The sequence below is a fragment of the Agrobacterium sp. 22117 genome, assembly GCF_052045735.1.
GTDB lineage: Bacteria > Pseudomonadota > Alphaproteobacteria > Rhizobiales > Rhizobiaceae > Agrobacterium > Agrobacterium cavarae.
The window spans coordinates 141,951-162,099 of sequence record NZ_JBQEPP010000007.1; the positions used below are offsets into that span (position 1 = coordinate 141,951).

The window sequence follows — 20,149 nt, forward strand, 5'->3', positions numbered from 1 at the left end:
AGCTGTCTAAACATATCACATGTCAAAAGCGCGTGGTTGTTTTTCTTGACATCGAATGTCCTGTTTTGGTTTAACAGAAAAAACAACGTGTTGCGTCACGCAGGCAATGGATCATGCTGGTTTGTAGCTGCAATTACATCACCGACAACGACATTCGCGATGTCATCAACGAGCTTCTTGATGAAGACTGTTGGCAGCTCATCGTCCCAGCGAAAGTCTATCATGCCATGCAGAAGCGTGGCCGTTGCTGTGGCTGTTTCCCGACTGTCGTCGACCTGATCATCAAAACGACGGAAGAATATCATGCACGTCGGCACTCGACTGAGGCCGAAGTTTTTGATTTTATGTCCCGCCTAAAACAATTACATGAAGACCACAGGAGAGCGGACATTGAAAGGCGACAAAAGAGTCATCGAGCAGCTTAACGAGGCACTGTTCCTCGAACTCGGTGCAGTGAACCAGTACTGGCTTCACTACCGGCTGTTGAACGACTGGGGCTACACAAAGCTCGCCAAGAAAGAGCGCGCCGAATCGATCGAAGAGATGCAGCACGCTGACAAGATCATCGATCGCATCATTTTCCTCGAAGGCCATCCGAACCTCCAGACCGTTGCACCTTTGCGCATCGGCCAGAACGTCAAGGAAGTGCTGGAAGCCGATCTCGCCGGCGAATACGACGCTCGCACGGCCTACAAGAAGTCACGCGACATCTGTCACGATGCTGGCGACTATGTCTCGATGAAGCTGTTCGAACAGCTCCTCATCGACGAAGAAGGCCACATCGACTTCCTCGAAACGCAGCTCGATCTTCTCAACAAGATCGGCGAAGCCAAGTACGGTCAGCTCAATGCCGACTCGGCCGATTCTGCGGAATCCGAGTGATCCTTTTGGCAATGAATTGAAAAAGGCGGCAGAGATGCCGCCTTTTTTTGTTCTTACGGTTTCATTGCTCTTATGGGGCCAGATGGCGGAATTGCTCGACCACCTGTTCGTAGACCGATCGTTTGAAGGGTACGATCAGCTCGGGCAGGCTTTCCATCGGCTTCCAGTCCCAGGCGTCGAACTCCGCCTCGTTGCTGCCCGGCGGCGGGTTGATCTGGATTTCGCTCTCATCGCCATCGAAGCGGAAGGCAAACCATTTCTGTGCCTGGCCGCGATATTTGCCGCGTAGTCCGATGCCGATCAGCTGTGGCGGCAAATCGTAATGGATCCAGTCACGTGCTTCGGCCAGCAGGGTGACCGTCTTCATGCCGGTTTCTTCATAGAGTTCGCGGATGGCGGCAGCGAGCGGCGCCTCGCCCTCATCTATACCGCCCTGCGGCATCTGCCAGAGCTGTGGTGAGCCATCGAACTCCGAATTGCCTTGAGAGATACGGCGCCCGGCCCAGACGAGGCCCTTATCGTTCAGAACCATGATACCGGCGCAGGGGCGGTAGGGCAGATCGTCTGCTTTGATCGACATTCTTGAACCTGGATGTTGATTGTTGGTGGAGCAGACTTACTGTTTGCCGTCTTGCGAGACAAGCGCGGAAACGCCGACGATCTCGATGCCACGCGCTGCCGCTTCGACCGACCATTTGGAGATGGCGGCAACGCTCTCATCGAAGGCAGAGGCAACACCGATGGCGGAACCGTTGCGCCGCGCAATCCGCTCCAGATCGTCCAGCTTGCGCAGGATGGCGGCGTCATTCACCTGATCGTCCAGTTGCAGATCGGCAAAGCCGATGGGCGTGGACACGGCCTTGGCGATGATGCCGGTGCGCGATTGCGCGGACGATCCGTCATCCAGAAACAGCAGGCCACGCTGGCCGACATCGCGCAGCACCGGCTCAAGCGCCTTGTTGTCCGCCATGAAGCGCGCGCCGAGATAGTTCATCACGCCGGTATAGTTGGTGATCTTCGCCATCGAGCGGTGAAGCCGTTCCAGATTGATCTTGGCTGGATCGGAAACCAGCAGAGTGTCGGGGCCTGGATCGGTGCCGGGATAGCCGAAGGGCTCGAAGGGGATCTGCAGCAGGACCTCATGGCCCTCACGACGGCCTTCCTGCATCCAGCGCTGCAGGCTGTTGCCAGTTGCGGCAAATCCAAGTGTCACTTCCGGCGGAAGCTCTTTGATCGCCTTCTGCGTGCCCGTCTGGCTAAGCCCCAGCCCGCCGACCACGATGGCGATGCGGGTGCCGCGTGCCCCGGACCAGGGCCTTGCATACTGATCCATCGGCTTCAGGCCGTCGGCGCTGATGATGGGAAGCCTGCCGAACGGGCTCTCCTCCAGCAGTTCGTCATTCGGTCGCATCGCCACACGCGGGTCCTGGCCAACCGTCTGGCCGGTCATCAGCACGGGCGCGTTGTCAGTGCGGTCTTTCGGCGAGAAGACGGAGACGACATTGCCGTCCGACATGGTGTTGCGCTGGACATTGGCGCCGGAACGTCCGCTTTGCAGGTCGACGGCACTATCCCCGTTTGTCGATGCTGCCTGATCCGGCGGCGCTCCTGCCGGTCCCAGCGCCACATCCGGTGCGGTGGAGCTTTTAGCCAGATTGCCGGCAGAAAGCGCCGTATAGAGGGATAGCCCGGCCACACCGCCGCCTGCGAGAACCGCAAGCAGCGTCAACACAGAAAAGCGCCGGACGAACCCGACGCTCTGTTTACGCTTCCGACCCATGAGCGGTTTACGCAGGTCTGATGACAATGGTGTTTCCGTGGCTGATGCGTGATTGACGTCTGACCGGACAGGGAAAGGCACCGGCCTTGGACCGGTGCCTTTGATGTCTTACTGCTTGTTGACGACTGCCTTTTCCGGGTTTGGCGGGAAGGACGCGTCGGTCTTGGTGCCATGCAGCAGGTCCAGCGCATAGTTCAGCTGGATGTCGTCCTTGGCTTCCGGCGGAACGTAAGCTGCAGAGCCCGAACCTTCTTCCGTTTCGCTCTGGCCCTGGATGTGACCGCGCAGGCTGGATTCGCCCTCGGCGCGAATACGACCCTGAAGCTCCGGCGGCAGAGGCTGCTCCACCTTGATATCCGGCGTAATGCCGGTGCCCTGGATGGATTTGCCGGACGGCGTGTAATAGAGCGCCGTCGTCAGGCGCAGAGCGCCGGTTTCGCCAAGCGGAATGATTGTCTGAACCGAACCCTTGCCGAAGGAACGCGTGCCGACAACCGTCGCACGACGCAGATCCTGCAAGGCACCTGCGACAATCTCGGACGCAGAGGCGGAGCCACCGTTGATCAGGACGATCACTGGCTTGCCGTCGGTCAGGTCGCCAGCCGTGGCGTTGAATCTCCGGGTTTCATCCGGATTGCGGCCACGGGTGGAGACCACTTCGCCACGCTCAAGGAAGGCGTCGGACACGTTGATCGCCTGGTCGAGCAGACCGCCCGGGTTCAAGCGCAGATCGAGCACGTAGCCCTTGAGCTTGTCGGCCGGAACGTCCTGCTTGATCTTCTTGATCGCCTTTTCGAGATCGTCATAGGTCTTCTCGGTAAAGGAGATGACGCGCAGATAACCGACATCTCCACCTTCGACGCGCGACTTGACGGCGCGGACTGCGATGATGTCACGCATGACGGTGATGTCGAGCGGCTTGTCGGCGCCCTGGCGGATGATGGTGAGCTTGATCGGCGTCTTGACGGCGCCGCGCATCTTCTCGACCGCGTCCTCCAGCTTCAGGCCGCGAACAGGCTGTCCGTCGATTTCGGAAATGAAGTCGCCGGCAAGAATGCCAGCCTTGGCAGCGGGCGTATCGTCCATCGGCGAGATGACCTTGACCAGCTCGTTTTCCATGGTCACTTCGATGCCGAGGCCGCCGAACTCACCCTTGGTCTGGGTGCGCATGTCGTTGGCATCTTCGGCATTCATGAAGCTCGAATGCGGATCGAGCGAGCTCAGCATGCCGTTGATGGCGTTTTCAACCAGCTTCTTGTCATCCGGCGGCGTTACATATTGCGCGCGCACCCGCTCGAAGACATCGCCGAAAATCGAGAGCTCCTTGTAGGTGGAAGGGCCTGCTGCCTGCGCCGGCAGGCTGGCAGAATAGATAACGCTCATCGCTGTGGCGCCCATGAGCCCACCGATGAGAAGAAGCGAAGCCTTACGAATCATTACGCGCCCTTCCGGTATTTTTTGCGGACCACCAGGGTTGAGAATCAACCGGCACTCCGTCTTTTCTAAATTCAATGTAAAGCGTTGGCTTGTCAGTTTCCAGCGCCAAAGCCGCCGCACTCGCCACTCTTTTTACGCCCATGGAGGCAATCGGCTCACCGGAGAAAACGAACATGCCCTGCCGCGTTCTCACATTGTCCATGCCCGTCAGTACCAAATGATAACCGTCGCCAGCGTTGAGGATGATCATGCGGCCGTAGCTGCGAAATTCTCCAGCAAAAACCACAAAGCCATCGGCTGGCGCTGTTACCAGTGCTTCCGGGCCGGTCGCCACGACGATTCCCTTGGAGAAATGCCCTGTTCCGTCGGCATCGCCGAAGCGTCTCAGCACTTCTCCGGAAACCGGCATTGCCAGCTTACCCTTCAAGCTCGAAAACGGATATGCTGGCGCAATGCGGTTTTTATCGGGCACCCCGGCCTCGGTTTGCGCCTCCAATTTGTCCCGCTCGGCAGGCGGAAGACGGGCGATTCGCTCCTCTTCCAGACGTGCCTTTTCCTTGGCATCGCGCACCGAGGAAATCTCGTTTTCAAGCGATGAGACAAGGCCCTCCAGGCTGGTCGCCTTGCTTGCAAGTTCTTCTGATCGCTTGCGTTCTGCCTCAAGATCGGCGGTCGTCTGGCTGCTCTTCTTGTCGTTTTCGGCACGCAGCAGATCTAGCCGCTTTTCCTCTTCCAGGCTTGCCGTCATCATGCCGGTCAACTGTTCACGCTCTCCAGCAATCGCCTGGCGCAGGTCAGTCAATTCTTTGAGAGCGGAGACAAGCTTGTCGGTCTCGGCGCGAATGCCGGGAACGACGGCGCCGAGCAGGATCGCGCTTCTAACGGAGGCGAGTGCATCTTCGGGAGAGACCAGAAGGGCAGGTGGCGGATTGCGGCCCATGCGCTGCAGCGCGGCCAGCACCTCCGCCAGGACACCGCGGCGCTCGCGAAGCGAGGCTTTCACATCGTCCTCGCGCACGCTCAGTTTCGCCAGACGGTCCTCGCCATCGCTGATCTTGGCTTCCAGATCCTTGCGGCGCTGTGCCGAGGCGATCAGTTCTTCCTTGATCCGGGCCGTGTCCTGATTGAGCGCTGCAATGCTCTCTTCAAGCTGCCTCGCCTTGTCTTCCGACAATCCAATGCTGTCCACCAGTTCCTGCAGATCCTGGCGGTTCTGGTCACGGCGTGTTTCCAGTTCCCGCAATTCGCTCGGTGATTCTGCCGGTGGAGTGGCAGTGGCAGTGGTCGCGGTCGGTGCGGCATCCTGAGCAGAGGCGCGCGACATGGTCAAACACGTCAGTCCGATGAAAAGCGCGACACTTGCCTTCAGTGCAAGCCGACCCGCTGGGGACACAAGCCGGAATGTGTCGCGTGCTGGACCCATGATGTTGTCTTTTACCTGCTCGATAAGATTGGCGACCATACGCTGCTTCGCCGCTTTGCGCCAATAGGTCTTGATGAGGGTGCGAGATAGACCTGCATTTGCGACAAAACCGTGTCGGGTTCAGACCCGGTGGTAAGGGTGACCGGACAGGATGGTAACGGCGCGGTAAAGCTGTTCGGAAATCAGGAAGCGGACGATCTGGTGCGGCCAGGTCAGCTTGCCAAGGCAGAGTGTGGCGGTTGCCTTCTCGCTCAGCGAAGGGTCGAGACCGTCCGCGCCGCCGATCGCAATCACCACATCGCGCTTGCCGTTGTCGCGCATGGTGGCGAAAAGCTCGGCGAAAGCGGGACTGTCCAGCGCCTTGCCGCGCTCGTCCAGAAGGATCAGTGCAGCACCGTCGGCGAGATGCTTTTCCAGCATCGCCGCTTCTTCGCGTTTGCGCGTCTCAGGGTTGGAGGCACGGCTTTCCTGTACCTCGATCATCTTGGCGAATTCCAGCCCAATCGCCGGACCTGCCTTGGCGAAGCGATCCAGATAGCGAGACGCAAGCTCTTTCTCAGGGCCGGATTTCAGCCGTCCCACTGCAAAAATTGAAATCCGCATTCACATATCAGCCTGTTCGCAACCCTGTCGGGTTGCGCTTTTAGCAGGATTGGCTGAGGATTTCCATGCGACCGAAAAAGCCTTCGGCCTAAAGCGTGTCGCGATTTCTCAGATTCGCGCTTACGCTTTATTCCCTTGCTTTATCGCATGGCGTTATCGCAAAACCGCTGCACACTTCTGCACGGCATGCTCTAACCCGCGATCAATGCAGTGTTTCTTCCTCGATGTCCGGGGTCGCCCACATCTTTTCGATGTTGTAGAACGCCCGCACTTCAGGACGGAACACGTGGATGATGACATCGCCTGCGTCGATCAGCACCCAGTCGCCGGCCTCAAGGCCTTCGACACGCGCGCCGCCGAAACCCTCATCCTTCATATCGGTGATGAGATGTTCGCAGATCGCCGTCACATGCCTGTTCGACCGCCCGGACACGACCACCATGTAGTCTGCCAGCGCCGATTTTCCGGCAATGTTCAGGGAAACGATATCTTCTGCTTTGGAGTCCTCGACACTCGCAAGGACGGTTTCCAGGGCACGACGGGCGGCATCGACGCCACTCTCCTGGCCCTTTGGGATAGCGCTGTAAGCTCTTCCCTTAGCGTGTACTGTTGTCAGAGGTTTTCCTTTCCGAAATGACAAAACAGATACTGCGCGCCGCGATTCTCGACGACGCATAATAAAAGTGGCACCATTGGATTCACTTTTCAAGATGTGGGGAGGCAAGCCAGCGCTCACACTTCATTTATGGTGCGGGCTGTTGCCGTTGCGCAAAGCCGTCGAGCTCAACGTCGAGCGCGGTCCATGGATGAAGACCCAGGCCGGTGCCTGCTTCTTCCACAAGACACCGGCATCATCCTCATCAATGCGGGCATGGCTGAAGGCCTGCGCCATGGTGGAGGAAAGATAGGCAAGCGTTGCACCCGGGCGATCAATGACGGCAATCGGAAAGGTCTCGGCGATCAGCCGCCATTTTTGCCAGTGATGAAAGGTTCTGAGATTATCCGCCCCCATGACCCAGATGAAATGGGCATGTGGGTTGCGCGCCTTTACCTTTGCCAGCGTATTGGCCGTATAGCTGACACCGAGTGTCTGCTCGAAGGCGGTGATCTTGATGCGCGGGTCGGTGACGAGATTTTCGCAGGCGGCGATACGGTCGGCAAGCGGGGCCAGTTCTGTTCGGTTCTTTAACGGATTGCCAGGCGTCACCATCCACCAGAGTTGATCGAGCCCGAGGCGCCGCATGGCAATTTCCGCCACCAGCGCATGGCCGTCATGGGGCGGATTGAAGGACCCGCCGAACAGACCGATCACCATGCCGCGCTCGGTGTGCGGCATGGTCAGGTAACGTTGGTCAAGTGCCCGATCAGCCGCCAAAAATCAAATCCGCGTCTGGCCGGTGCCATGCACGCGGTATTTGAAGGACGTCAGCTGTTCGACGCCGACGGGCCCACGCGCATGCATCTTGCCGGTGGCAATGCCGATTTCCGCTCCCATGCCGAACTCGCCACCATCGGCAAATTGTGTGGAGGCATTGTGTAGCAGAATGGCGCTGTCGATCTCGTTGAAGAAGCGGGCAACGACCTCCGCGTCTTCGGCGATTACCGCTTCTGTATGGTTTGAGGAATAGGTGCCGATATGCTGTATCGCACCGTCGATACCATCCACCAGGGTCACCGAGATGATGGCGTCGAGATATTCCGTGCGCCAGTCCTCCTCATTCGCCAGCGTCACGCCTGCAACGGCGTTTTGCACCTCATCCGAACCGCGTACTTCGCAGCCTGCCTCCAGCAGGATTTTTACCAGGGGCTCAAGGTGGGTTGCTGCCACGGCGCGATCGACCAGCAGGGTTTCGGCAGAGCCGCAAATACCGGTGCGGCGCATCTTGGCGTTCAGAACGATCTTCTTTGCCATGTCGAGGTCGGCGGATTTGTCGACATAGACGTGGCAGATGCCTTCCAGGTGCGCAAAGACGGGCACACGGGCTTCTGTCTGCACACGCCCGACCAGGCTTTTTCCGCCACGCGGCACGATGACATCGACGGTGCCACCAAGGCCGCCAAGTAGCAGGCCGACGGCGGCGCGATCGGTCACCGGCACGAGTTGGATCGCATGCTCTGGAAGGCCAGCTATCTTTAGCCCTTCCACCAGGCAGGCATGGATAGCGCGCGATGAATATTGCGAATCCGATCCGCCGCGCAGGATCACGGCGTTACCGGCCTTGAGGCACAGCGCACCGGCATCTGCCGTCACATTGGGGCGGCTCTCATAGATGACGCCAATGACGCCGAGAGGTGTGCGAACACGCTCGATCTTCAGGCCGTTGGGACGATCCCAGGCCGCGATCACCTCACCGACGGGATCGGCAAGATTGGCAATCGCCCGGATACCTTCGGAAATGCCGGCGATGCGCGACGGGTCGAGTTTCAGGCGATCGATGAAGGAGCCGGCCACGCCCGCCTGTTCCGCTGCCGCGACATCCTGTCTATTGGCATCGAGAATGCGGTCCACAGATGCATCGATGGCCGATGCCATGGCGAGAAGCGCGCGGTTCTTCTTTGCGGTCGAAGCGATGGACAACGGTCGTGAAGCAGCTTTCGCCTGAGCGCCGATATTCATCATCAGCGCATCGACAGACTGGCTTTGCTTCACGGCCTGGTCAGGCATCGACTTCATCCTTCTTTGCTTTTTTGATTTTCACGGCAGCGCCGGTCATCACCAGATCGTCGCGGTGGATCATGGCGGAGCGCCCGACATAACCGAGGATCGTTTCGATCTCGTTGGACTTGTGACCATTGATGCGGCGTGCCTCGTCGGCATCGTAGCCGGCAAGTCCGCGCGCGATCTCGCGACCTTGCGCGCCGATAATGGCAACGGCATCGCCGCGGCCGAAATTGCCCTTCACCAGTTTGACACCGGCAGGCAGCAGGCTCTTGCCCTGATGAAGCGCCTTTTCGGCACCCTCATCCACATGCATTTCGCCCGCCGGCTGAAGCTGGCCTGCGATCCAGGTCTTGCGGGCTGTCACGGGCGTGCCGGAAGGCGCAAACCACGAGGAGCGCGCGCCATTCTCGATGGCTTTCAGCGGATGCAGCGTCTTGCCCGATGCGATGATCATGGCGCAACCGGCAGCAGTGGCGATCTTGCCCGCGTCGATCTTGGTGCGCATGCCGCCACGCGACAGTTCCGACGCGGCACCTCCGGCCATGGCCTCAATTTCGGGCGTGATGTCCGCGATGGTTTCAAGAAACCTGGCGTCCGGGTCGAGATGCGGAGGGGCTGTGTAGAGGCCGTCAATGTCAGAGAGCAGAACGAGCAGATCCGCACCGGTCATGGTCGCGACGCGAGCGGCCAGCCGATCATTGTCGCCGTAGCGGATTTCGGTCGTCGCCACCGTATCGTTTTCATTGATGATCGGTGTCGCACCGATCTTCAGCAACTGGTTGATCGTCGCGCGCGCATTGAGATAGCGGCGGCGTTCTTCCGTGTCGGAAAGCGTCAGCAGGATCTGTCCCGCGACGATGTCATGCTTGGAAAGACTTTCCGACCATGCGCGTGCCAGTGCGATCTGCCCGACGGCTGCTGCTGCCTGGCTTTCCTCCAGCTTCAGCGTGCCGGTTGGAAGATTGAGAACCGTTCGGCCAAGCGCGATCGCGCCGGAAGAAACGACCTGCACATCGGCGCCGTTCTTCTTCAGCGCCGCGATATCATCGCAGATCGCGTCAAGCCAGTCCTTCTTCAGCCCCGTCTTGCGGTCCACCAGAAGCGCGGAGCCGATCTTGATGACGATGCGATGATGGCTGCCAAGCGGTTTTCTGGCAGATGTCATAGACGGTCGTCTCCGTCCTCTAGCTCTTCGATCGGCATGGAGCGGTCGGGAAGGGCGGTCTCGCCGCCTTCGCTGGCATCGACGATCACATCGCGCAGTGCGCGCAAGGCTTCCGTCATGCCGATATGGGCGGCAGCCGAAAGAAGAAGCGGAGGACGGCCACAGGCCTTTTCCAGTTCCTTGGCCTTCTTCTTCAGTTCCTTCTCGTCCAGCACGTCGATCTGCGACAGGGCGACGATCTCGCGCTTGTCGGTCAGGCCGCCGCCGTAGGCGTTCAGTTCCGCCTTGACGGTCTTGTAAGCCTGGCCAACCTTTTCTTCCTGCGCGGACACCAGATGAAGCAGCACGCGGGTGCGCTCCACATGGCCGAGGAAGCGGTCGCCGATACCCACACCTTCATGCGCGCCTTCGATCAAGCCCGGAATATCGGCCAGAATGAATTCGCGACCGTCAATCGTGGCAACGCCGAGATTGGGGTGGAGCGTGGTGAAGGGATAGTTGGCGATCTTCGGACGCGCGCGCGTTACCGTTGCCAGGAAGGTGGACTTGCCGGCATTGGGCAGACCGACGAGACCAGCATCGGCAATCAGCTTCAGGCGAAGCCAGATGGTCTTTTCTTCACCTGCGAGGCCCGGATTGGCATGCGTCGGCGCCTGATTGGTGGAGGATTTGAAATAGGCGTTACCGAAGCCGCCATTGCCGCCTGCGGCAAGGCGAAAGCGCTGGCCTTCCTTGGTCAGGTCGATGATCAGCGTCTCGTTGTCTTCTTCGAAGATCTGGGTTCCGACAGGTACCTTCAGCACCACATCCGATCCCTTGGCGCCAGTGCGGGTCTTGCCCATGCCGTGCTGGCCGATCGAGGCCTTGAAATGCTGCTGGAAACGGAAGTCGATCAGGGTGTTGAGGCCATTGACGACCTCGACCCACACGTCACCACCGCGTCCGCCATCGCCGCCATCCGGGCCGCCGAACTCGATGAACTTTTCGCGCCGGAAGGAGACGGCGCCTGCGCCGCCATCGCCGGACTTGATATAGACTTTTGCTTCATCGAGAAATTTCATCGGACTGCCGTTCTGTCAGCTTGCATGCGGTCATGGCCTTGCCATCCGCGTCAAAAAGGTTCTGTCGCCTGGAATATAGCCGCTTGCCCTGAAGGTCAAAGATTATCATGGGCAAGCGCCTATGGAACAAGGCCGGTTTGCGACAAAACCGGCCTTGTCCATCGCGTTGTACGTTACGGTCGGACGAAGCCTTCCGCCGTCAGCTCGGTGTCAATATGCGCGACCATGGTGGCACGCGCGACCGCATAGACCTCACTGCAGCCGGTAATGCGGAAGCCGAGCTTCTCCTGCACGTTGAGCGAGGCCGGGTTATCGGCGAAGACGCCCGAGTGCAAAACCTCGTTCGGCATGCGCCGGAAGAAGCGCTCGACGACGGCGCCAACGGCCTCCGTCATGTAGCCCTTGCCCCAGTAGAAGCGGTTCAGCCAGTAGCCGAGGTGCCATTGACCGTGACGGCGCTCTACCGACACCACGCCGATCAGGGTGTCATCACCGGTGGTGATGGCGAAATCCCAGTCGGGCAGGGTGCCTGACGTCCGCAGGATCAGCCATTCCAGTGCATCCTGCTTGTAGTAGGGCGCTGGAACACGGGCCAACATGCGGGTCACTTGGAAATCGGCAAGCGTGTCCGCAATCGAGCCCGCATCGGTGAGCCGCTGGGGCCGGAGCACCAGCCGTTCGGTTTCGATCGTCGGGCAAGGGCCGGGCGGCGGGGTCGTTTCGACGCTGCGAGGGCGCATCAGCTGAGCCGTACTCATCGCATGTCTCCCCAGCTTCTCAATGATACCCATGTCTTGCGATCCAGCCTGTACCATTCGACCGGGACCATGGCGCCCAACGCCAGCGATCCGACCATGCCGGAACCCTGAAGCTGAAACCCGCACTTTTGTATGACACGGCGAGAGCCGATATTTGTGACCCGGCACCGCGCATCGATCTGGTCGATCTCGCGGGTACGGAAGGCCATGTCGATCAGCGCATGGGCCGCTTCGGTGGTGTAACCCCTGTTCCAATAGGGTTCGCCAAGCCAGTAGCCCATTTCAAGGGTCTTTTCGTCTTCCTGCGGCTCCAGTCCGCAGCACCCCATGAACTCGCCATTGTCCATGCGCGTAATCGCATAGACGCACTTGCCAATCTCGCCATTTGCTGCACGGCGCACAAAATCCGCGGCGTCTTTCGCCGTGTAAGGGTGCGGCATGCGCGACACCATGGTCGCGATGTTGGCGTTGTTGGCAAGATGGGCAAGGGCGTCGATGTCTTCTTCGTGGGGTTTGCGCAAGACAAGTCTTTGCGACAACAAGACGGGGCAATCGCTCCTTGACCGTTCAGGTCTTATCCGTTCTTCGGGTGACCGTGATTGGTCGACCCTCAACAATTCAGCTTGCATGGTTCAGTCCTCCGTGGAGTTAAAGAAAAAAGGGGAGTTGGGTGGTGCCCCAACTCCCCTTTTTTGTGACTGAACCTGTTACGTCTCAGCCGGGTCATTGGGACACCGGCTGCATATGACGCTTACCGGCTTATTCTGCGGCTTCCGCTTTCGGCGCTACGGACACGAATACGCGACCATTGGCCTTCGTGCGGAAGTTAACGTTGCCTGCCGTGAGTGCAAAAAGCGTATGATCTTTGCCCATGCCGACATTGGCGTCGGGATGCCACTGCGTGCCACGCTGACGAACGATAATGTTGCCTGGAATGACGGCTTCGCCACCGAACTTCTTCACGCCAAGGCGCTTGGAGTTGGAATCGCGACCGTTACGCGAAGAACCGCCAGCTTTTTTGTGTGCCATTGGATTGCTCCTTTAAACCTAGTTTCCCGTGTCGCGCCGATTAGGCAGCAACGATGTCCGTGATACGGACGACAGTGTGATGCTGACGATGGCCGCGCGTACGCTTGGAGTTCTGACGACGACGCTTCTTGAAGGCGATGACCTTCTTGCCGCGGTTGTGCTCGACAACTTCAGCCTTGACCGTTGCGCCTGCAACGAAAGGTGCGCCGAACTTTGCATCAGCGCCAACGCCGACAACGAGAACTTCAGTGAATTCTACAGTTGCGCCTGCGTCTGCTTCCAGCTTTTCGATGGTCAGCACGTCGTTGGCGCTTACGCGGTACTGCTTACCGCCGGTCTTGATGACTGCGAACATTTTTTATCCTTTCATGTTCGTTCCGGCTCTGCGCTTTTGGCACTGGCCGTCTTTTTATCAGTCGGAGTAGCGGAAATTCGTCGAGGCAAATGCCCTTGGAAACTCTGCCGGTGGACCGCTTTTTTCAAAGCGGAGTAAACGGAAGGCGCAATACGCCATCAATTTGGCTGCGAATTACGCGAGCGAGGCCTTTATGTCAAGGTTCAAAACGGCCTAAAAACGACGGCTGCGCCTAGAAAATCAGGCCTTTTGCGCGGTTGTTGCAAACAGGTCTCGAATTTTATGTCGCAAGGGTTTATATCAGCCCCACAGCAAGGAGCAGAAATGGCCCGCATAGACAGTACCGACGATTGGCGGGATCGCCACGCGCCGACAATATCAGCGTTTGAATCGCTTGCCATTGAGGCATATGGCCACCTGCCGGAAGAATTTCGTGCGCTGACGAAAGATCTGATCATCGAGATCTCGGAGTTTCCGACCGACGATGTGTTCGAGGACATGGCGCTCGAAACGCCGTTCGACCTGCTCGGCCTTTTCGAGGGCCGCGGCATTTCGGAGCGTTTCACCATGGAAACCGGCGAGATGGTCAACCGCATCACGCTCTATCGCCGCCCGATCCTGGATTACTGGGCCGAGAACGAAGAGACGCTTGGCGACATCATCACCCACGTCCTCATCCACGAAATCGGCCATCACTTCGGCCTGTCGGACGACGACATGGAGCGGATCGAGGAAAGCGCGGACGACGCGGCGGCAGATCGCGGGTGAGTGACTTAACTTGCGTGCGCGTGTGCGACAAAGCCGCAACGCCCGCTTTTTGTCGTCCTCGCCCTTGAGGCGAGGATCCATAAGCCATTGACGCTATTGGTAAAGATGGATCCTCGGGTCAAGCCCGAGGATGACGGTAGAGGAGGCGTCGACCGTCACAACCGCTCTTACTGCTCACCCAGCTTCATATCAGGATGATAGTTCTTGCCCTCGACGGTCTTCGTCACCGCCTGGCCGCAATGCATGATGCCGGCTGCGGCGTTGAAGGCGTAGCTTGGAGAGCCTGCAAGTTCCCAGCCCTTGTTGAGCGCATCAGTGACGCGGTGACAGAATTTGGCGTCGTCCGGGCCCGTGATGAAACGATAGACCTTCATGTGTTTCCTGCCTTTCTTGCGGCGATGATCTCGGCGATGGCGACGAGGCGTTCTGCGCCGGCGACATGCAGCCGTTCGATCATCCGTCCGTTGATGTTGATGACGTTCAATCCCATAGATTCGGGCTTTGCGAAAGCCGCGATCGTCTCGCGCGCCTCTACAAGTGCCGCTTCATCCGGAGTGAAGGCGATGTTTGCCGCCTCGATCTGCGTCGGGTGGATCAGCATCTTGCCATCAAAGCCCATGTCGCGGCCCTGCTCGCATTCCATGGCGAAGGCAGCCAGATCGCGAAAATCGTTGGAAACGCTGTCGATCACATCGAGACCGTAGGCACGGGCCGCAAGCACCACCTGCATCAGCCATGGGACGAGATAGGTGCGCCCCGGTCTTGCCGGAACGCGGGTATCCTTGCGCAGATCGTTCAGTCCCACCACGAGGGCGCTAAGCCTTGCGGCTTTGGTGTGCGCGGCTTCGGCAATCGCTGCGGCATTCAGGACGCCGCGCGGTGTCTCGATCATCGCCCAGATCTGCATCTCTTCCGGAGCGTCGGCTTCGTCCAGAAGGTCGGCAAGTTCATGAATGTCGGAGGGCTGCTCGACCTTTGGCAAGAGTAAGGCTTGGGGGCCGCAGGTCAGCGCAGCCTCCACATCCTTGAGCCCGGTCTGCGTGGAAAGCGGATTGATGCGGATGATCGCTTCGCGGTTTGCAAGCGGCGTCTCGCGGAAGAAGGACAGGAGATTGCTGCGCGCCTCATCCTTCATGTCGGGAGCAACCGAATCTTCCAGGTCGAAGATCGCGCCATCGCAGTCAAGAGAGCTTAGCTTTTGGAGGGCGCGCAGGTTGATTGCAGGCACAGACAGCAGCGAACGGCGCGGGCGTGCAGTATTATCGACAAAAAATTCGGCCATGCCCCACTTGTGTCAATCTTTTGTTACATCTGCAAGGTCGATGACGGTGTGAAACCTCTTGCAAGCGTCAAGAAGAAGGCCCACATTCGTCTGGACAGAAAGGTTTGGACCATGCAGGGCATTCGTACATTCTTCATCGCAGCCTCCAGCATCGCAGTTCTGGCTCTCGCCGCGCTCTTCACCGCATCTCTGACGATCGCATTCGTCGGAACGCTTGCGGTTCTCAGCATCGCCAAGATGTTCTCCTCCCGCCTCAAGCCTGAGCCCATCCGCGTGAAGACGCAGGATCGCCGCCAGCAGAACATGCGCGTGTGGAATGACGGTCGCGGCACGATTATCGATCTCTGATCGGTTCGACTGACGCTTTGGCATTGTAATCCAATTATTGGCGGCGTACCGCAATGGCGTGCTTTGATCTTCAAAAGCGCGCCTTTTTGCTTTAATGGCCTTGGTTGAACGGCTGAGTGCCGGCCAGAATTTCGGAGTGAGAGATGGATAAGTTCACCAAGCTGACGGGTGTTGCCGCCCCCATGCCGGTCGTCAATGTCGACACGGACATGATCATTCCCAAGGACTACCTGAAGACCATCAAGCGCACCGGGCTTGGCAAGGGCCTGTTTGCCGAATCGCGCTACCTGGAAGACGGCTCGCCAAACCCCGATTTCGTGCTGAACAAGCCTGCCTATCAGAATGCGCAAATCCTGGTGGCTGGCGACAACTTCGGTTGCGGCTCCTCGCGCGAGCACGCACCCTGGGCGCTTCTCGATTTCGGCATTCGCTGCGTCATTTCCACCAGCTTCGCCGACATCTTCTACAGCAACTGTTTCAAGAACGGCATTCTGCCCATCGTTGTCAGCCCTGAAAACCTCGAAAAGCTCCTCGACGATGCTTCGCGCGGCTCCAACGCCGTGTTGACGATCGACCTGGAAAACCAGGAAATCAGCGGCCCCGATGGCGGGCGGATCACCTTCGAGATCGATGCCTTCAAGCGTCACTGCCTGCTGAACGGTCTGGATGATATCGGCCTGACGCTGGAACATGCAGGCGCAATCGATAGCTTCGAAAAGACCAACGCCTCTGCCCGGCCCTGGGCCTGATCAATCCTTCTGACTAAGCGCGGACACCTCTCCGTCGTCATCCTCGGCCTAGAGCCGAGGATCCACGTCTTTCAATAGCGCCAATGGGTTATGGATCCTCGGGTCAGGCCCGAGGATGACGAGGAGGAGAGCTTTGACCTCCAAGAGCCTTGTGTCGAAGACCCCCTCCAACCTCCAACCTCCAACCACGCAGTCGATGCCTGATACATCGTCGTGTCATGTATTTTGGAGCATGAGATGAAACTGAGATGATGTGACAGCCGGTTTGCTGCGTCACCCGTACCGAATAGGCTTTTGCTTTGCTTGAAATGCTGCGGGTCGAGCGTTAAGAAGCCCGCATCTTGCAGCCTTTCGGCGTTGCAACCCATGTTTTGACGTGCGCTTCTTTCCAAGCGCCCAAGGAGGATTTCATGACTGTGCGCTCGCTCTTCCTGTTGCCTGGCGACGGTATCGGCCCGGAGGCGATGACCGAGGTCCGTAAGCTGATCGATTACATGAACAGCGAGAAGAATGCCGGCTTCACGGTTGAGGAAGGCCTTGTTGGCGGTTGCGCTTACGACGCGCATGGCGTGGCGATTTCCGATGCGGATATGGAAAAGGCGCTGGCAGCTGACGCCATTCTGTTCGGTGCAGTCGGCGGACCGAAATGGGATGGCGTGCCTTATGAAGTTCGTCCGGAAGCGGGTCTGCTGCGCCTGCGCAAGGATCTCGAGCTTTTCGCGAACCTCCGCCCAGCGATTTGCTACCCGGCGCTGGCCTCTGCCTCGTCGCTGAAGCCAGAGCTCGTCGAAGGTCTCGATATTCTCATCGTTCGCGAACTGACGGGCGGCGTCTATTTCGGCGAGCCGAAGCAGATCATCGATCTCGGTAATGGCCAGAAGCGCGGGATCGACACGCAGATCTACGATACCTTCGAAATCGAGCGTATCGCCAGCGTCGCCTTTGAACTGGCGCGCACCCGCGGCAACCGCGTCTGCTCCATGGAAAAGCGCAACGTCATGAAGTCCGGCGTTCTGTGGAACCAGGTCGTCACCGAAACCCATGCGGCGAAGTACAAGGATGTGCAACTGGAGCATATGCTGGCCGATGCCGGTGGCATGCAGCTGGTGCGCAAGCCCAAGCAGTTCGACGTCATCGTCACCGACAATCTCTTCGGCGACATGCTCTCCGACGTCGCCGCCATGTTGACGGGCTCGCTCGGCATGCTGCCATCCGCGTCTCTCGGTGCGCCGGATGCCAAGACCGGCAAGCGCAAGGCCATGTACGAGCCAGTTCACGGTTCCGCTCCCGATATCGCCGGCCAGGGCATTGCCAACCCGATCGCAATGATCGCCTCCTTCGCCATGTGCCTGCGCTACTCCTTCAACATGGTTGATGACGCCACCAAGCTGGAAACGGCGATCGCCAATGTGCTGGAAAAGGGCATCCGCACCGCCGACATCATGGCCGCCGGCGCGCGCCAGGTCAGCACGTCGGAAATGGGCGATGCGGTTCTGGCGGAATTCAAGGCTCTGTAGATACGTCTTTATTGTTCTGTCGCGCCCGAGCTTTGCTTGGGCGCCACGACAGCATCGGCCCGAAAATCGACATCGATTTTCGGACCGATGCGTCTATTCAAAAAGGTGTTGCAAGCACGGGCGGACCTTGCGCTAACCGATCCGGTATGCGCATCGTCTCGCACCCTGTAGCAGGTGCTCGGTCCTTTCCACCGGTGCGCCCAGCACGGCTCTGAAAATATCGATCTCCGAACGGCAAAAGCCACGGCAGGCGGTTGCGGCGGCGCATATCGGACAATGGTTTTCGACGAGGATGAAGTGTCCATCCTCTTCCTGCCACCAGCTTGCCATATAGCCCTCGGCCACCCGCAAGGCTGAGAGCCGCGCGACACGCTCGTCCAGCGTAGGGGCGTCGAGAAGTGCCGCGCTGTACATCGCCGCTGTCTTGCGCTCCCGGGCTGCAATGATCGTTTCCAGCGCATCCTCACCAAGCTCGCTGCCGATCGCTTCTATGAGGGATACCGCGACGTCAGCATGACCATCTGGAAATTCGCGATGGCCGGCGCTGGTCAGGCGCCAGCTTTGACGCGGCCGCCCCCGCCCGATTGCGGGTTGCGCGATGCTTTCCACCAACCCTTCATCGGCGAGTTTGGCAAGCTGCTGGCGCGCCGCTTCGCCCGTCAGGCCAAGAACTTCGCTGAGCTCTGACGTGGCCTTCGGGCCTTCGGTCTTCAACAGAAAGAGGAGCCTGTCACGGGGAGAAGGGCGCATTTTGTCTGTCCTGCCACTTGCTTAATTTATCTGCGGGTATAATTTCCAAGATATAACTTGGATAATTCCATGCCGCCGACTTTGCAACGGCCTTTTATCGGAAATTCGATCATGTCTTCTCCCGGCGCCCCTTCGTCAACCAGTCTTTGGACCCTGTTTTCCGCCCGGCATCTGGGAGCAAGCCTGATGCTCTCAGGTGGCATCGCGCTCTATGCGATCGAGACCTATGTGACGGCCACGATCATGCCGTCTGTCGTGCGTGATATTGGTGGCCTGCCCCTCTTCGCCTGGGTGACGACGCTCTACGTCACGGCCTCTGTGCTGGGGTCGGTATTTATCGCCATCCGTCCACGTGGCCTTAGCCTCAATCGGACCTATAGTGTCGGTGCAGTCCTCTTTCTCCTTGGTTCGGCGATCTGCGCTGTGGCGCCAACCATGGAGATCGTCCTTGCCGGGCGAGCCGTGCAGGGCTTCGGGGCCGGCACGTTGGCAACGCTGGGCTATGCGTTCATCCGCTATGTCTACCCAGAATCTCTGTGGAACAAGGCGACGACGCTTTATGCTGCGATCTGGGGTATCTCGACCTTCATCGGACCGACGCTCGGTGGCTTCTTCGCCGAGGGCAGCGCATGGCGACATGCTTTCGCGATCATCGTCCCCTTCGCACTCATCATGGGACTTCTGGCGCCGTGGCTGCTGCCGGTGGGCGTGGATGACCGGACCGAGACCAAGGCGCCGCTAAAGCAGATGATCCTGCTGTCCGCTTCGCTTTTGCTGGTCAGCTTTGCGAGCACCGCCGAAGAGATTGGCGCCCGCACCTGGCTTGTGGTTTGCGCCCTCACCGCCATTGCAGCACTTCTGCTTGTCGAACGACGGGCGACGTTGCGCATTCTGCCGCGCGGCGGCACTCTTCTATCGATGCCGATCGCGCGTGTTTATGCTGCGATGTTCATGCTTCTGGCGGCCCTGACCTGCGACATTTACATCCCCTATTTCCTCCAGAACCTGCACAATGTGCCGCCGTTGATCTCGGGCTATATCGTCGCCCTTGTGGCGCTCGGCTGGACGGTAGCCGCCTTCATATGCAGCGATTTCACCGGCAGGGCGATGCGCCGCTCCATTCTTGTCGGCGCCATTCTGGAAGCTGTTTGCATCGGCATGCTGGCCGTAACGCTGGCACGGCTCAATCCCAGTGGGGACGTGCTTCTGGTCAGCGCAGCCGCTTTTCTGATCTTCGGCATGGGCTTCGGCGTTGGGCTCGGTTGGGCGCATCTCGTGACCCATATTCTGCATCTCGCCGAGCCTGATGAGAAAGACAAGGCATCCGCCGGTATCACCACCGTCCAGTCTCTCGGCAGCGCTTTTGGTGCGGCTCTTTCCGGCGTGATCGTCAACAGCACCGGGTTTGTGAGCCCCGGCGGCGTCGAGGGGGCAGCATCTGCCGCGACGTGGCTCTTCATGCTCTTTGCCCTACCAGCGGTTCTGGCAGCGTTCGCGGCCTTCTCATTGCCAGAGCCACGTTACGGAGCGCATGTGGGTGACAATGATTGATCGATGCCGGGCCTAAGTCCTCGAAGTGA

At 59.1% G+C, this 20,149-nt stretch carries 24 protein-coding genes; 7 read left to right on the plus strand and 17 right to left on the minus strand.

The window, feature by feature from the left end:
• Positions 1 to 113: 113 nt before the first annotated feature.
• The gene (locus tag ACTJKV_RS19785; RefSeq protein ID WP_082447437.1) at positions 114 to 425 is read left to right on the plus strand and encodes a (2Fe-2S)-binding protein; all 312 of its coding nucleotides are present in this window, start codon (positions 114 to 116) and stop codon (positions 423 to 425) included.
• Positions 391 to 882, plus strand: coding sequence for a bacterioferritin (bfr, locus tag ACTJKV_RS19790; protein ID WP_027673553.1), 492 nt, complete (start codon positions 391 to 393; stop codon positions 880 to 882). Before ACTJKV_RS19785 ends, bfr begins: the two co-directional genes overlap by 35 nt.
• Before the next feature lie 70 nt (positions 883 to 952).
• Here bfr and ACTJKV_RS19795 read toward each other — a convergent pair whose 3' ends face one another.
• The 14 genes from ACTJKV_RS19795 to rplU form a co-directional block, all read right to left on the minus strand.
• The gene (locus ACTJKV_RS19795; RefSeq protein ID WP_112519360.1) at positions 953 to 1,462 is read right to left on the minus strand and encodes an RNA pyrophosphohydrolase; all 510 of its coding nucleotides are present in this window, start codon (positions 1,460 to 1,462) and stop codon (positions 953 to 955) included.
• 36 nt (positions 1,463 to 1,498) lie between these two features.
• Positions 1,499 to 2,689: a divergent polysaccharide deacetylase family protein gene (locus ACTJKV_RS19800; protein WP_274103484.1), complete on the minus strand. Its 1,191-nt coding sequence runs from the start codon at positions 2,687 to 2,689 to the stop codon at positions 1,499 to 1,501.
• An 81-nt stretch (positions 2,690 to 2,770) separates the two neighbouring features.
• Entirely contained in the window at positions 2,771 to 4,099 is a 1,329-nt protein-coding gene (locus ACTJKV_RS19805; RefSeq protein ID WP_274103483.1) for a S41 family peptidase, read from the minus strand.
• Positions 4,089 to 5,423, minus strand: coding sequence for a murein hydrolase activator EnvC family protein (locus tag ACTJKV_RS19810; RefSeq protein ID WP_440599387.1), 1,335 nt, complete (start codon positions 5,421 to 5,423; stop codon positions 4,089 to 4,091). The genes ACTJKV_RS19805 and ACTJKV_RS19810 overlap by 11 nt, the downstream gene beginning before the upstream one ends.
• 219 nt (positions 5,424 to 5,642) lie before the next feature.
• Entirely contained in the window at positions 5,643 to 6,125 is a 483-nt protein-coding gene (rlmH, locus tag ACTJKV_RS19815) for a 23S rRNA (pseudouridine(1915)-N(3))-methyltransferase RlmH (RefSeq protein ID WP_112359182.1), read from the minus strand.
• Between the two features lie 202 nt (positions 6,126 to 6,327).
• Positions 6,328 to 6,801 (minus strand): ribosome silencing factor, encoded by a 474-nt coding sequence (rsfS, locus tag ACTJKV_RS19820; protein ID WP_062444487.1) that lies wholly within the window; start codon positions 6,799 to 6,801, stop codon positions 6,328 to 6,330.
• A gap of 63 nt (positions 6,802 to 6,864) precedes the next feature.
• Positions 6,865 to 7,461 (minus strand): nicotinate-nucleotide adenylyltransferase, encoded by a 597-nt coding sequence (locus tag ACTJKV_RS19825; RefSeq protein ID WP_274103613.1) that lies wholly within the window; start codon positions 7,459 to 7,461, stop codon positions 6,865 to 6,867.
• Positions 7,462 to 7,503: 42 nt separating this feature from the next.
• On the minus strand, positions 7,504 to 8,790 hold the full coding sequence (locus tag ACTJKV_RS19830; RefSeq protein ID WP_274103482.1) for a glutamate-5-semialdehyde dehydrogenase: 1,287 nt from the start codon (positions 8,788 to 8,790) through the stop codon (positions 7,504 to 7,506).
• Positions 8,783 to 9,952 (minus strand): glutamate 5-kinase, encoded by a 1,170-nt coding sequence (gene proB / locus ACTJKV_RS19835; protein ID WP_274103480.1) that lies wholly within the window; start codon positions 9,950 to 9,952, stop codon positions 8,783 to 8,785. The genes ACTJKV_RS19830 and proB overlap by 8 nt, the downstream gene beginning before the upstream one ends.
• The gene (obgE, locus tag ACTJKV_RS19840) at positions 9,949 to 11,013 is read right to left on the minus strand and encodes a GTPase ObgE (RefSeq protein ID WP_062424758.1); all 1,065 of its coding nucleotides are present in this window, start codon (positions 11,011 to 11,013) and stop codon (positions 9,949 to 9,951) included. The genes proB and obgE overlap by 4 nt, the downstream gene beginning before the upstream one ends.
• 173 nt (positions 11,014 to 11,186) lie before the next feature.
• Positions 11,187 to 11,771 (minus strand): GNAT family N-acetyltransferase, encoded by a 585-nt coding sequence (locus ACTJKV_RS19845; protein WP_062444481.1) that lies wholly within the window; start codon positions 11,769 to 11,771, stop codon positions 11,187 to 11,189.
• A complete protein-coding gene (locus ACTJKV_RS19850; RefSeq protein ID WP_062424760.1) occupies positions 11,768 to 12,400 on the minus strand; it encodes a GNAT family N-acetyltransferase in 633 nt (210 codons plus the stop codon). The genes ACTJKV_RS19845 and ACTJKV_RS19850 overlap by 4 nt, the downstream gene beginning before the upstream one ends.
• Positions 12,401 to 12,530: 130 nt before the next feature.
• Entirely contained in the window at positions 12,531 to 12,800 is a 270-nt protein-coding gene (gene rpmA, locus ACTJKV_RS19855) for a 50S ribosomal protein L27 (protein WP_062424761.1), read from the minus strand.
• 40 nt (positions 12,801 to 12,840) lie between these two features.
• The gene (gene rplU / locus ACTJKV_RS19860; RefSeq protein ID WP_062424762.1) at positions 12,841 to 13,155 is read right to left on the minus strand and encodes a 50S ribosomal protein L21; all 315 of its coding nucleotides are present in this window, start codon (positions 13,153 to 13,155) and stop codon (positions 12,841 to 12,843) included.
• A gap of 324 nt (positions 13,156 to 13,479) precedes the next feature.
• Here rplU and ACTJKV_RS19865 point away from each other — a divergent pair, with 324 nt between their 5' ends.
• The gene (locus tag ACTJKV_RS19865) at positions 13,480 to 13,923 is read left to right on the plus strand and encodes a metallopeptidase family protein (protein ID WP_062424763.1); all 444 of its coding nucleotides are present in this window, start codon (positions 13,480 to 13,482) and stop codon (positions 13,921 to 13,923) included.
• A 167-nt stretch (positions 13,924 to 14,090) separates the two neighbouring features.
• Here ACTJKV_RS19865 and ACTJKV_RS19870 read toward each other — a convergent pair whose 3' ends face one another.
• Positions 14,091 to 14,297, minus strand: a complete 207-nt coding sequence (locus ACTJKV_RS19870) for a DUF1737 domain-containing protein (protein WP_274103477.1) — start codon at positions 14,295 to 14,297, stop codon at positions 14,091 to 14,093.
• Positions 14,294 to 15,205 (minus strand): HpcH/HpaI aldolase/citrate lyase family protein, encoded by a 912-nt coding sequence (locus ACTJKV_RS19875; RefSeq protein WP_274103475.1) that lies wholly within the window; start codon positions 15,203 to 15,205, stop codon positions 14,294 to 14,296. Before ACTJKV_RS19875 ends, ACTJKV_RS19870 begins: the two co-directional genes overlap by 4 nt.
• Positions 15,206 to 15,316: 111 nt before the next feature.
• On the opposite strand from ACTJKV_RS19875, the gene ACTJKV_RS19880 reads away from it, so the two are divergent.
• The 3 genes from ACTJKV_RS19880 to leuB all read left to right on the plus strand — a co-directional run bounded on the left by ACTJKV_RS19880 (position 15,317) and on the right by leuB (position 17,819).
• Entirely contained in the window at positions 15,317 to 15,553 is a 237-nt protein-coding gene (locus ACTJKV_RS19880) for a hypothetical protein (RefSeq protein ID WP_062424811.1), read from the plus strand.
• Positions 15,554 to 15,696: 143 nt separating this feature from the next.
• Positions 15,697 to 16,302 (plus strand): 3-isopropylmalate dehydratase small subunit, encoded by a 606-nt coding sequence (gene leuD / locus ACTJKV_RS19885; RefSeq protein WP_062424766.1) that lies wholly within the window; start codon positions 15,697 to 15,699, stop codon positions 16,300 to 16,302.
• Between the two features lie 410 nt (positions 16,303 to 16,712).
• Positions 16,713 to 17,819, plus strand: a complete 1,107-nt coding sequence (gene leuB, locus ACTJKV_RS19890; protein WP_062444474.1) for a 3-isopropylmalate dehydrogenase — start codon at positions 16,713 to 16,715, stop codon at positions 17,817 to 17,819.
• Between the two features lie 132 nt (positions 17,820 to 17,951).
• Here leuB and ACTJKV_RS19895 read toward each other — a convergent pair whose 3' ends face one another.
• Positions 17,952 to 18,569, minus strand: a complete 618-nt coding sequence (locus tag ACTJKV_RS19895; RefSeq protein ID WP_274103472.1) for a helix-turn-helix transcriptional regulator — start codon at positions 18,567 to 18,569, stop codon at positions 17,952 to 17,954.
• Between the two features lie 111 nt (positions 18,570 to 18,680).
• On the opposite strand from ACTJKV_RS19895, the gene ACTJKV_RS19900 reads away from it, so the two are divergent.
• Positions 18,681 to 20,120: an MFS transporter gene (locus tag ACTJKV_RS19900; protein WP_274103471.1), complete on the plus strand. Its 1,440-nt coding sequence runs from the start codon at positions 18,681 to 18,683 to the stop codon at positions 20,118 to 20,120.
• Positions 20,121 to 20,149: the final 29 nt, after the last annotated feature.